Below are 12,457 nucleotides of genomic sequence, written 5' to 3'. Positions count from 1 at the left end.
TTACGTCGTATGTGGCAGTACCCTTACGACGGCACCTTCACCATGCCGCGCATCATCGCCGTTAACCCTGTTCGGCTGATTTCCTTGATGCCGTAAGGGTGGAGCAGGTCCAACAGTGCGTCCAGTTTTTCCCTGTCTCCTGTCGCCTGCACGATGATGGAGTCCGGACTGACATCGACAACAGCTGCGCGAAACGGATCGAGAATCCCGTTAATTTCAGAGCGGGACGCAGGCGTGACCCCGACTTTGACGAGCATCAACTCCCGCGCCACCATCGCATTCTCGCTTAAGTCCTGCACTTTAATCACGTCGACGAGCTTGTGCAACTGCTTTTTCACTTGCTCCATCGTACGGTTGTCTTCGGATGTGACGATAATCATGCGCGAAAGACCCGGGATTTCAGTTTCACCTACGCAAATGCTGTCAATGTTGAAATTGCGTCTGCCGAACAGACCGGCGACGCGGGCGAGCACCCCTGGTTCATTGTTGACGAGAACAGACAGAACGTGCTTCATTTGCCTTCATCCCCTAACGTGCTTCATTTGCCTTCATCCCCTAGAATCATTTCGTCCAAACCGCGACCGGAGGGCACCATCGGATAGACGTTCTCCTCTTCGCGGACGACGAAGTCGACGACGGCCGGACCGCGATGGTCGAGGGCCTTCTGCCACGCCTTTTTTGCTTCCTCCTCATTTGTCGCTCTCAGTCCGAGAACGCCGTAGGCTTCGGCCAGTTTGACGAAGTCCGGGCTCCCCGAGAGATCGATATGACTGTAGCGGTTCTCGTAGAAGAGCTCCTGCCACTGGCGCACCATGCCGAGACACTGGTTGTTAATAATGGCCACTTTCACCGGGATATTATGGATGGCGACAACAGCCAGTTCCTGAGCGTTCATCTGGAAGCCACCGTCGCCGTTGACGGAGATGACCGTCCGCTCCGGATGGGCCACTTGCGCCCCGATGGCCGCAGGAAAGCCAAAGCCCATCGTCCCGAGGCCGCCCGACGAAATAAGTGAGCGCGGCTGTTTAAAGTGAAAGTACTGGGCCACCCACATCTGGTGCTGCCCGACGTCTGTCGTCACAATCGCATCCCCGCCCGTCGATTCATACAACAGCTCTATTACCCACTGTGGCATGAGGGTGTTGCTGTGTTTTTTGTACGAGAGCGGATGCGCGGTCTTCCATTCGTCGATTTGCTTCAACCACGCTTCTGACTGAGACGGCGAGACTTTCGCGTTTGCGGCTTCGAGCACTAGTTTGACGTCGCCGACGAGGGGGATGTACGTCTCGACAGTTTTGCCGATCTCGGCCGGGTCGACGTCGATGTGGACGATCTTGGCTTTCCGTGCGAATTTGTCTACACGCCCCATCGTGACCCGGTCGTCGAATCTCGCCCCAATTCCGATGAGCAGGTCGCACTCGAGCAGCGCCTGGTTCGCCGCATACGTTCCGTGCATGCCGGGCATGCCCATAAACAGCGGGTGTTTCCCAGGGAATCCGCCGATCCCCATCAAGGTGGTGGTGACGGGAATGCGTGCCTGTTCCGCGAACTGGATCAACTCTTGATCGGCTCCGCTGCTCACAACCCCCCGCCAGCCAGTATGACTGGCCGCTTCGCCTCAGCAACTGCCTTGACGAGGCGTTCCACTTGAAGGGGATGCGGTTTTAACGTCGGGTTGTAGCCAGGAAGGGAAATACGGTCTACCGATTGAAATCGCACTTTCCGGTTGGCCACGTCCTTCGGAATATCAATCAGCACGGGTCCGGGACGGCCGCTGCTCGCAATGTGGAAAGCTTCCTTTACGATCCTCGGAATGTCTTTCGTATCGCGAACCAAGTAGTTGTGTTTCGTAATCGGCATCGTAATACCCGTAATATCCGCCTCCTGGAAGGCATCTGTCCCGATGGCGGACGTCGCCACATTTCCCGTAATGCAGACGAGCGGAACCGAGTCCATATGCGCCGTGGCAATGCCTGTAACCAAGTTGGTCGCGCCGGGGCCGGAGGTGGCGATGACGACGCCCGGTTTGCCCGTCGCCCGGGCATACCCGTCCGCCGCGTGAATCGCCCCCTGTTCGTGTCTAGTCAAAATGTGTTGGAGAGCGCTGGAGTACAGCGAATCGTATATCGGAAGCACAGCCCCGCCCGGGTACCCGAAGATCCGCTCCACGCCCTCTTGAATCAAACACCGCAAAAGAATCTCTGCGCCGCTTAATTCTTCTCCCTCATCTTCCTTGATCAGTTCTAACACATTTCCCGCCGCTTGCGCCTGGGCACACATGACTGTCTCCTCCTTTTTAAAAAATAAAAAATCCTTCTCCTTCCAGCACATAAAGCTAACACCTCTTTACGTGCCAGATTGGGGCGAAGGATTTCGCGGTACCACCCAACTTCGTCGCGTTTTTCGCAAAACGCAACCTCAGCAAGTGTTTCGTCGTCGTACACTTTCGCTCTTAACGGGAGCGACCCGTTCCAATCCTACTGCGCAGCGCACACACCCACTGCGGTTCAGGGGAAAGCTCCGAGGCGAGCTACCATGAAGCAGGTGACTCTGTTTCCAGCAACCCAGAGCTCTCTGTCACACCTGACGCCTCATGTCTTATCCTCTTCATAGCCTCTTCTGCGGTTGGAATTTTCTGAATCATGGGGTTGAATAATCAAAGCCCCTACAGCGTTATTTCCTAATCATGTGGGCACGATTAGGTTAGAACCTGCCGCAGAGGCTTTTATCCTCACGGTGTACACTTACGAGCCGTAAGTGCTGATGTCACTCGGTCCAGACCCTGTTACGGCGGAACCCTAGACACCCTTCCAACCAAACGGTCATATAGATTTGGCGTGCTTGCATTTATTATTTAGATGCTATTATAGACACCTTCTCAGCCCAATGTCAATGGTTTTAGGTAAAATAATTTGTTATATTTTCATGACGCCGCCAGTGCTCGCCGATGTGACCAGTTTGGAGTAACGGGCCAGATAACCGCTGTTTACTTTCGGTTCAAACCCTTTCCATTTCGCTTGACGGCGTTTCATCTCCTCGTCACTGACCTTCAACTCGATTTTTCGGTTGGCGAGGTCTAGTTCGATGATATCCCCGTCTTCCACGAAGGCGATGGGTCCCCCTTCCGCCGCTTCCGGCGAGATGTGGCCGATGGAGATGCCGCGGGATGCGCCGGAGAAGCGCCCGTCCGTAATCAAACCGACTTTAGCTCCCAGCCCCATCCCGACAATTTGTGACGTCGGCGCGAGCATTTCTGGCATCCCGGGACCGCCTTTCGGTCCTTCGTAACGGATGACGACGACATCTCCTTCTTTCACTTTCCCCTGGGCAATCCCTTTCAGCGCCTCTTCCTGGGAGTTAAAGCAGATCGCCGGACCGACGTGCTTATCCCCCACTTCCGGGTCAACGGCGCCGACCTTAATGATGCTCCCTTCCGGCGCCAAGTTGCCGAAGAGAACCGCCAGCCCGCCGCGTTCACTGTGCGGATTGTCAATAGGACGGATGACTTCTTTGTTTTTGATTTCGCACCCCTTTACATTTTCACGCAACGTTTTGCCGGTTACGGTGATACAGTCCCCGTGCAGCACCCCCGGCTTTTTAAACAGTTCGTTGAGAATGGCACTGACCCCGCCCGCTTCGTGCACGTCTTCAATGTGGTGGTCCGACGCCGGAGCGATCTTGGCCAAATGCGGGACACGCGAGGCCACGTCGTTTATGCGCTCAATCGGGTAGTCGATCTCGGCTTCGTGCGCGAGGGCCATCGTGTGCAAGACGGTGTTCGTCGAACCGCCCATCGCCATGTCGAGGGCAAACGCGTTGTCGATCGCCTCTTTCGTGACAATGTCGCGGGGCTTGATGTCTTTCTCGATGAGTTTCATCAGCTGTCTAGCCGACCGCTTGACGAATTCTTTCCTCTCTTCGGATACGGCCAGGATAGTGCCGTTCCCTGGCAATGCCAGACCGAGGGCTTCCGCCAGACAGTTCATTGAATTCGCTGTAAACATGCCAGAGCAGGAACCACACGTCGGGCAACCGTACATTTCCAGTTCAGTGAGTGTTTTTTCGTCGATGCTGCCAGACTGGTACGCTCCCACACCTTCAAAGACAGAGGACAGGGAGATGGACCTGCCGCTCTTGTCTTTCCCTGCTTTCATCGGTCCGCCGCTGACGAAAATAGTGGGAATGTTGACGCGCAGGGCCCCCATCATCATCCCCGGCGTGATTTTGTCACAGTTCGGGATGCACACCATGCCGTCAAACCAGTGGGCGGACACGACCGTTTCCACGGAGTCGGCAATAATTTCGCGGCTCGGCAGCGAATAGCGCATGCCGATGTGCCCCATCGCGATTCCGTCGTCGACGCCGATGGTGTTAAACTCAAACGGAACGCCTCCCGCCTCCCGAATCGCATCCTTCACAAGTTTGCCGAACTCTTGCAAATGGACGTGCCCCGGGATGATGTCCACGTATGAATTGCAGACGGCGATAAACGGTTTGTCAAAATCTTCTTCTTTGACCCCTGCTGCTCTGAGCAAGCTACGGTGAGGGGCACGGTCAAACCCCTTTTTGATCATGTCGCTTCTCATCTTTCTCACGGTTCCACATCCCCTTCTATATATGATATAAACCTGAATTTCGAAAGTAAAGTTGCTTGATCCAGTAATAAAGGTGCTCCAATCCTTGGTATAATGGTGTTTGAACGAACAACAAAACCCAAAGAGAGGGGCACCCGTTAGGTGAAGTCTACCACAAACATCGCCAAAATGAAAACAGAATTCACGCTAAAGAATGCAACCTCACACGCAGGGAGTAAACCCTTGCTTGCGTACCTTGAAAAAATCAAACTGGAAGACGCTTTTCGTCAGATAGGTTGCGGGAAAGGCCGGAATACGCTTTTTCCGTTCTTCAAGATCTTGATGTACCTTTTAGTCGGATGGCTACTGGGTTGCGAACGTATATTCCATTTCCGCTCATTGCGAGACGATTCGCTGGTACGTCGTTTTTTAGGTGGACGTTGTCCCCATCACACTCTTTTGTATAAAGAACTGTGCCGCGCTGCTGTCTCCATGCCCACGATCCGTCGGGACTTGAAGGCATTAAACCTTGATCTCATCACTCCCTGCCTATCCGACGAATGCATTCTCGACCTCGATTCCACCGTTGAGACGGTGTACGGGAATCAGGAAGGGGCCGAAGTTGGGACAAACGCTCAAAAGCCCGGACGTAAAAGCTTCCAACCACTCATCGCCTTTGAAGGAAAGTCCCGTCTTTACCTTAATGCCGAACTGCGTTCAGGCAATACGCATTGTTCCCGCAATGCCCATACTTTCGCGAAGGAAACCCTTCAACGTCTTCCTAAATCGTGTAAAGTCAAGTATGCCCGATTCGACAAAGGATTCGGCGGCGAAACCTTCTATAGTTTTTGGGAAGGCAAACAGATCGGCTACGTTGGCAAACTCAAATGGACGCATCGGTTAGCCAAAGAAGTCGCCAAATGTCCTCATTGGAAACGCTATGTGGACGGAGACGTCATCATCGAAGGCCTTTGTTTAGTGTACAAAGCCACTTCTTGGAAAAAGGCTCGAATGGTGGTCGTCATCAGGAAAGCCGAACGCTACGATGGTGATCAACTCCAATTCGACTTTCTTTGGGATTACGAAGCAATCGTGACCAATTTGGATTGGGAGCCCATCGACATTTGGCGTTTTTACAATCAGCGCGCGTGCATGGAGAACTACATCAAAGAAGTGAAGCACGGCTTTTCGATTCACCGTATTCCGACAGATTCGTTTAAAGCCAATGAAATCGATCTGTTGCTGAAGCTGTTGGCCTACAATGTATTCGAGCGTTTTAAGATGGACTGCTGTGAACCGGTTCATCGCCGCTATACCATTGCACGATTTCGTAAGGAGTTTTTCCATGTCCCTGGTACGATCATCTATCGCAGTCGCCAAGTCATTCTAAAAATCGCGGCAGCCTTCCAAAATGAGTACAGTTGGCGGCGCATGGAAGAACGGGTGGTTCTCCTACAATAATGCCTATCCAAACTTTTACATGGAAATAACCGAGCCCGCTTGTGTGGGGAGGGGGAAAGTGTATCCCAAGAACAAGAAACCCCATCGAAAGGACAAGTTTAGTTTCCACTTTTACTGTTTGTTTCCATGTGGGTAATGCTAGAAATAGCTGATGTTATCCACATTCGAAATTCGGGATAAAAATACTTTTTTTCTAACAAATAGAAGAAATCGAAACGCCCGAAAGGATTTTGTTTTAATAGCCAGTTTAACGCAAATGAGCCGTTCTGTCATTAACCGATACAAAAAAGTTCTGTCCAAAGTGTTTCTCTGGACAGAACTTGCGTCGAACACTTGTCATGCGATTTAGGCATTCACTTTCGATTTTGCCAGGTTCACCAGCTCCGAAAAAGCTTTTTCATCGTGGACGGCGAGATCGGCAAGCATTTTCCGGTTAATTTCCACCCCGGCCGCTTTCAATCCGTGCATGAACTTGTTATATGACAGTCCGTTCAGACGGGCAGCCGCATTGATGCGCGCAATCCACAGTTTGCGAAAGTCCCGCTTGCGGCGGCGACGGTCGCGGTAAGCGTACATGTACGACTTCATGACTTGCTGTTTTGCCGTTTTAAACAATTTATGTTTGGCACCGTAATACCCTTTTGCCAGCTTTAGCACTTTTTTGCGTCTACGGCGAGTCACTGGACCGCCTTTTACTCTAGCCACTGTCGTTCCCTCCTCGCGTGCAATGCGTTATTTGTTGGCAATCAGCTGCTTGATGCGCTTGACGTCACCTTTTGCCATGATGGTCGACGAGCGCAAACGGCGCTTCTGCTTCATCGTTTTATGCCCTAAGTTGTGGTTGTGATAAGCTTTCGTCCGCTTAATTTTGCCTTTTCCGGTTTTACCGAAGCGCTTGGCTGCGCCGCGGTGTGTTTTCATTTTAGGCATTTTCGGTCCTCCATGTTTTCGGTGTCATTTCGTTCAATGCTTTTCCCGCTTCGAGACAGGTGTTAAAATCATGACCATGCTCCGTCCTTCTAACTTCGGACGGCGCTCCACCTCGGCTTCGTCTTTCACTTCCTCGGCAATGCGGTTCAACAACTCCCGGCCGATGTCCTGGTGCGTGATCTCCCGCCCGCGAAAGCGAATGGAACACTTGACTTTGTCGCCTTTCTTCAAAAACTTCTTTACATTGCGGAGTTTCGTCTGCAAATCGTGTTCCTCAATGCTCGAGCTGAGGCGCACTTCTTTGACGGTGATCACTTTTTGCTTTTTCCGCGCTTCTTTTTCCCGCTTGCTCTGTTCGTAACGGTACTTCCCATAATCCATAATGCGGCACACAGGCGGCTTGGCGTTAGGGGCGACGTTCACGAGGTCGAGATTGGCCTCTTGTGCCAACTGCAGCGCTTCACGCAGTTTCTTAATGCCTAACTGGTCGCCGTTAGGTCCGATTAAGCGCACTTCCCTTGCCCGTATGCCCTCATTGACCGGCATGTCTTTGCTAATATTTGTCACCTCCGGGGTTAGTGTACCCATTTCGTTTACGAAAACAAAAGTGCGGACAAAATGCCCGCACTTCACGTCCAGCCAACATCGACGTCTACTCTTCCGTCTGTCTGAGACCTGCCAACTACCGCGAAAACGGCGTCGATCAGGTGAGAAGCGGGGCGCTTCTGCTTGCATTGGAAAGCTGATATGGTGTTACTCGTACACATTAGCATATCCCGGGAGGAGTGTCAACACCTAGAACGCACGTCATGTGTAGTTTTCAATCTGTTGGAGCACTTGATCGACAAACGCTTCGATCGAGACTGCCCCTTGATCGCCTTTAGCTCTCTCCCGGACCGAAACGGTGCGGTTTTGGGCCTCTTTCCCCCCGACGACAAGCATGTAGGGGATTTTCTGCAACTGCGCCTCGCGAATTTTGTACCCCATCTTCTCGTTCCGGCTGTCGACACTGGCTCGAATTCCCTTAGATTGCAAGGCGGATTCCACTTCCCGTCCGTAGTCCAAAAACTGATCGGCAACCGGAATGACCCGCACTTGCTCTGGCGACAGCCACACCGGGAGGTTTCCCGCATAGTATTCGAGGAGGAAGGCGACAAACCGCTCCATCGTACTGACGACGCCCCGGTGAATAACAACCGGCCTGTGGGCTTGTCCGTCTTCCCCGATATACTCCAAATCAAATTTGTCCGGGAAGTGGAAATCCAACTGAACGGTCGACAGCGTTTCATCTTTGCCTAAAGCTGTTCTCACCTGCACGTCCAACTTCGGTCCGTAAAAGGCCGCTTCCCCTTCCGCTTCCACGTACTCAAGGTCCATCTCGTCCATCGTCTCTTTCAGTGTCGTCTGGGCCTTTTCCCACATGTCGTCGTTTTGCACGTACTTCTCCGTATCTTCCGGATCGCGGTACGACAGGCGAAAGTAGTAGTCTTCGATCCCGAAGTCTTTGTATACGTGCTGGATGAGTTCTACGACCCGTTTAAACTCGGACTTCAGCTGTTCGGGTCGACAGAAGATGTGAGCGTCGTTGAGCGTCATCGCCCGCACGCGCTGCAACCCCGCCAGCGCCCCTGACATTTCGTAGCGGTGCATCGTTCCCAGTTCAGCGATTCGCAAAGGGAGATCGCGGTAGCTGCGCAATTCGTTGCGGTAAATCATCATGTGGTGCGGGCAGTTCATCGGACGCAAGACCAGTTCTTCATTATCTATTTTCATAGGCGGGTACATATCGTCCCGGTAATGGTCCCAGTGTCCAGACGTTTTGTACAACTCCACGCTGGCCAAGTGGGGCGTGTACACGTGGTGGTACCCCAGCCGTTCTTCCAGATCGACGATATACCGTTCAATCGTGCGCCTAATCTTGGCACCGTTCGGCAACCACAGCGGCAAGCCTTGCCCGACTTTTTCCGACAGCGTAAAAATGCCCAACTGCTTGCCGAGCTTGCGGTGGTCGCGTTTCTTCGCCTCTTCCAACCGCTTTAAGTATGCGTCCAACTCGGATTTCTTCGGCCAGGCTGTCCCGTATATGCGCTGCAGCATTTGGTTATCGCTGTCCCCGCGCCAGTACGCGCCGGCAATGCTCAACAGTTTAAACGCTTTGATCCGGCCGGTTGACGGCAAGTGGGGGCCGCGGCAGAGATCAAAAAACTCCCCTTGTCTGTATATCGTAATGACGGCATCGTCCGGCAAATCGCGAATGAGCTCCAATTTATAGGGATCTCCCACCTCTTCGTACAGCTGAATAGCTTCTTCCCGCGAGACGACTTGCCGCTCAATGGGCAAGTCCTCTTTCACGATGTTTTGCATCTCTCTTTCAATTTCCGGCAGATCCTCTGGCGTTAAGCTTTCGGGCAAATCTACGTCGTAGTAGAACCCGTCTTCAATCACCGGACCGATGCCCAGTTTCACGTCTGGATACAGCCGCTTAATCGCCTGCGCCATCAAGTGTGCCGTACTGTGGCGGTACACTTCCAGCCCTTCTTCGTCTTTCAAGGTCAAAATTTTGACGGTGGCGTCTTTTTCGATCTCCCGGTTTAAATCGACGACGCGGTCGTCGACTTTCCCGGCAACGGCCTGCTTCTTAAGGATTGGACTGATTGATGCGGCAACGTCCTCCACTGTCACGCTGGATTCAAACGCTTTGACAGAACCGTCCGGCAGGGTTACGTGAATGCTCAACAAGATCACCTCTCGACATGATTCTATTTTTTAAAACTAAAAACGCCCGTCCGCCAAAAGGGACGAGCGTCTGCGTCGTGGTTCCACCCTCATTCAGTTTACCGGAACAGCCCATCCGGTAAACCCTTCACCGGCATAACGGCGAAAAAACCGGCAGCGGTTACTGACGTCGACCGCGTTCCCCGCTGCAGCTCAAAGGAGGTAAGTGCGAGCGCCGCGTTAAAGGCCTTCCAGCCAAGGGCCTTCTCTCTTGCAACCGGCATCCCTTCACACTCGTAGCCTTGTCATCGCCGTTTCACGATGTCGCGTTTTCCGTATTGTAACGAGATTTTCCCCTCGAGTCAAGGCAGTGTTAAAGTTTTCGGTTGACTAACCACCAGCCGCCCAAACCAATGACGAGAAAGAACAAACCGACCGTTTCGTGGTGATACGTTTGTTGGTCCACTTGCGGCTGCTCACTGAGATATTCGCTAACTTCTGCGTACTCTTTCGCTGTCGCTGCGTCCATCATTTCACCGTTTTCAGGGTTGACAAACAAGTCCTCGCGCTGAGTCATCGTGCCGAGCACGTTGCCGCCGAATTTAATTTCGGCCTTTGCGACTGCTACTTGAGTTAAGTACTCTTCTTCTTGTAAGCCCTGAATCTCACTCTGTATGCTTTCGGCTTCTTTCTGGGCGTCGTTCAAAGCTTTCTCCGCGTCTTGGACAAGGGACTCCAACTCTTTTTTGTAATCCTCGTCCTCTACGCTTTGCATGAGACTGTGAAAGTAGTCGTAACGCTCTTGTAATTCGCCCACTTGTCGCTCAATTTCTGCCAGTTCTTGTTCCTTCACGGCTATTTCTTCTCGGACTTGTGCCTCCAGTTCAGAAGAATCCACATCAAGGATCACCCAGTCGCTGATGTTGACATAGTCTTGATCGTACTCCTCGGAGGCTCCGTACTTCCCGTCATAATAGTCCAATACGACTTTATCCCAAGCCGCCGCCTGCTCTTGTGAAGCTTCTTGACTCGCCGCCAACGCCGGCGTCGCCAGTACGAATGTCAAAATTAGAATAATGGCAACTCTCCGCATCTTCCATCCTCCTCTCAATCCATATTCGCTATTTTAGCATAACGGAAGTGGGAACAGTGTGACAAAATATAAACAATCCCAGTCGCAATTTTTGCTGAATCACCAGTAATATGCAGCGTTCCATCCCCATATATTGATGGCAAAAGGCAGATTACGGCTTTCGGGTAACGCCGCGACCCGTCTGTTCTAGAAAATCTGTCTTGTTGCTCTTCTGTACAAATGAGAGGTAATCGATGTAAAATTCTCGAACAATTTCCCCTTGTATGTAAAATTTTTATTTACGAAAACACTACAATTCATTATAATAACGTGTAGAATGTTTGAAATTGTTCGGGAAAGTAACGAATACGGGGGAGATTATGCGGTGGAACAACACATTGGAGAACTCATACGTCGCAAGAGGAAAGAAATGGGATTGACTCTGCAGGATCTGGCTGGTCCGCAACTGTCTGTCCCGACCATTAGCAACATTGAACGGGGCGTGACGCGTCACATCTCACAAGATAAACTGGACTATCTGTTGAACCGGCTCGGACTGAGTTTGGATGAACTGAAAGAGGTGGCTCAAGAAGAGGAGGAGTTAGAAGACTTTTTCGAAATTAAATTGGACCAGATCAATTCACTCATCTTGAATCACTGTTACGACGAGGCGGAAAGCCGCTTGAAAGCGTTGGAACACGAGGAAAGAAAAAAAGGGAACCCGACCCACCTGTGCCGCCTCACGTTTTTCCGCGGGAAAAATTTTATGTACCAAAAAAAATACGACCGGGCCGAATGGGAATTTCACAATGTCATTCGCCGCGCAAAAGAGTTGCACGTTCCTGAGGAAACAAACTTAATCTCGGAGGCATACGGAAATTTAGGTTACATTTCCTATTATCAAAACAATTTTAATGCCGCCATTCGGTACACGAAGCAGGCGCTCAAAACGTTCAACCCGAACGGCGAACGCCCTTACTTGAAAGGTCGCCAGCTCCACAACCTCGCACTGTACTACGAACGCATCGGCAAAGCGAACCAAGCTTACGGGCTAACGGTGGAAGCGATGTCGATTGCCCAGGAAAACAACGACTACTACAGCCTCATTTCCATATACATTTTAAAAGCGATCATTCAACAAAACTACTACAATGTAGAAGATGCCATCGACACACTAAAAGAGGCCCAAAAGTTTTTACATTTGACCAACGATCCGAAATTAACCGGGATTTTGTGGAACAACTTAGGAGAGAATTACTTCCTCACGGAGAACTACGACATGGCTGAACAGTGTTTTAAAACGTCACTGTCCATAAAGCATAAGCACCTTTCCAGCGAGTATTTGATTCGCACCTTTATGTTCCTCGGTCAAATTTCAGTTAAACGCGGCCTCTTTCAAAAAGGAAAAGAGGACTTGCACCAGGCGGTGGAACTGGCGGAAAAAACAGCCAACCACAAGTATTTAAGCGAAGCGCTGCTGATGTTGGCGGACATTTACATGGAACTTGAGGAAAAAGACAGCGCCCAGGAAGTGTTGGAAAAAGCTTTTGACCTGGCGAAGAAGCACGGGTTTTCGAAAGAACATAAAGAGGCCACTGTCCTGTTAGCCCAGTTACACGAGCATACGGACAATGAGAAATTTTTGAAGTACATGGGTGAACTGTACGCATTGGAAAAAGAGTACGTTAAGGGAGGGATAATTTAA

General features: G+C 51.4%; 9 protein-coding genes and 1 pseudogene. 2 read left to right on the top strand and 8 right to left on the bottom strand.

All coding sequences use genetic code 11. From position 1 onward, the window contains the following. Positions 1–23 precede the first annotated feature (23 nt). The 3 genes and pseudogenes from ilvN to ilvD form a co-directional block, all read right to left on the bottom strand. Positions 24–515, bottom strand: a complete 492-nt coding sequence (gene ilvN / locus B0W44_RS03050) for an acetolactate synthase small subunit (RefSeq protein ID WP_077718717.1) — start codon at positions 513–515, stop codon at positions 24–26. Between the two features lie 23 nt (positions 516–538). Then, positions 539–2,280: pseudogene (gene ilvB, locus B0W44_RS03045) on the bottom strand (biosynthetic-type acetolactate synthase large subunit). Positions 2,281–2,915: 635 nt separating this feature from the next. Continuing rightward, entirely contained in the window at positions 2,916–4,586 is a 1,671-nt protein-coding gene (gene ilvD / locus B0W44_RS03040) for a dihydroxy-acid dehydratase (RefSeq protein WP_077721230.1), read from the bottom strand. A 177-nt stretch (positions 4,587–4,763) separates the two neighbouring features. Between ilvD and B0W44_RS03035 the strand changes: the two genes are divergently transcribed. Further along, positions 4,764–6,035: an IS1380 family transposase gene (locus B0W44_RS03035; RefSeq protein ID WP_077721187.1), complete on the top strand. Its 1,272-nt coding sequence runs from the start codon at positions 4,764–4,766 to the stop codon at positions 6,033–6,035. 345 nt (positions 6,036–6,380) lie between these two features. On the opposite strand, the gene rplT is transcribed toward B0W44_RS03035, so the two are convergent. From rplT to B0W44_RS03010, 5 genes are all read right to left on the bottom strand, one after another. Then, positions 6,381–6,740: a 50S ribosomal protein L20 gene (rplT, locus tag B0W44_RS03030; protein ID WP_077718716.1), complete on the bottom strand. Its 360-nt coding sequence runs from the start codon at positions 6,738–6,740 to the stop codon at positions 6,381–6,383. Positions 6,741–6,767: 27 nt separating this feature from the next. Then, complete coding sequence (gene rpmI, locus B0W44_RS03025; RefSeq protein WP_077718715.1) at positions 6,768–6,965, bottom strand: 50S ribosomal protein L35; 198 nt, start codon at positions 6,963–6,965, stop codon at positions 6,768–6,770. A gap of 33 nt (positions 6,966–6,998) precedes the next feature. Further along, complete coding sequence (gene infC / locus B0W44_RS03020) at positions 6,999–7,553, bottom strand: translation initiation factor IF-3 (RefSeq protein WP_228441449.1); 555 nt, start codon at positions 7,551–7,553, stop codon at positions 6,999–7,001. Between the two features lie 219 nt (positions 7,554–7,772). Beyond that, positions 7,773–9,701: a threonine--tRNA ligase gene (thrS, locus tag B0W44_RS03015; RefSeq protein ID WP_077718713.1), complete on the bottom strand. Its 1,929-nt coding sequence runs from the start codon at positions 9,699–9,701 to the stop codon at positions 7,773–7,775. A 352-nt stretch (positions 9,702–10,053) separates the two neighbouring features. After that, complete coding sequence (locus B0W44_RS03010; protein WP_077718712.1) at positions 10,054–10,773, bottom strand: hypothetical protein; 720 nt, start codon at positions 10,771–10,773, stop codon at positions 10,054–10,056. Positions 10,774–11,137: 364 nt separating this feature from the next. On the opposite strand from B0W44_RS03010, the gene B0W44_RS03005 reads away from it, so the two are divergent. After that, the gene (locus tag B0W44_RS03005; protein ID WP_169835395.1) at positions 11,138–12,457 is read left to right on the top strand and encodes a helix-turn-helix domain-containing protein; all 1,320 of its coding nucleotides are present in this window, start codon (positions 11,138–11,140) and stop codon (positions 12,455–12,457) included.

It is taken from the genome of Novibacillus thermophilus, assembly GCF_002005165.1.
In the GTDB taxonomy this organism is placed as follows: Bacteria; Bacillota; Bacilli; order Thermoactinomycetales; family Novibacillaceae; genus Novibacillus; species Novibacillus thermophilus.
The sequence above is the reverse complement of the archived record's forward strand: the minus strand, read 5'-3'. Positions and strand labels throughout refer to the sequence as shown.

Excerpts from the sequence above, each read along its gene's own strand:
- ilvN (WP_077718717.1), bottom strand. The coding sequence starts at position 515 with ATGAAGCACGTTCTGTCTGTTCTCGTCAACAATGAACCAGGGGTGCTC.
- ilvD (WP_077721230.1), bottom strand. The coding sequence starts at position 4,586 with ATGAGAAGCGACATGATCAAAAAGGGGTTTGACCGTGCCCCTCACCGT.
- B0W44_RS03035 (WP_077721187.1), top strand. The coding sequence starts at position 4,764 with ATGAAAACAGAATTCACGCTAAAGAATGCAACCTCACACGCAGGGAGT.
- rpmI (WP_077718715.1), bottom strand. The coding sequence starts at position 6,965 with ATGCCTAAAATGAAAACACACCGCGGCGCAGCCAAGCGCTTCGGTAAA.
- infC (WP_228441449.1), bottom strand. The coding sequence starts at position 7,553 with ATGGGTACACTAACCCCGGAGGTGACAAATATTAGCAAAGACATGCCG.
- B0W44_RS03010 (WP_077718712.1), bottom strand. The coding sequence starts at position 10,773 with ATGCGGAGAGTTGCCATTATTCTAATTTTGACATTCGTACTGGCGACG.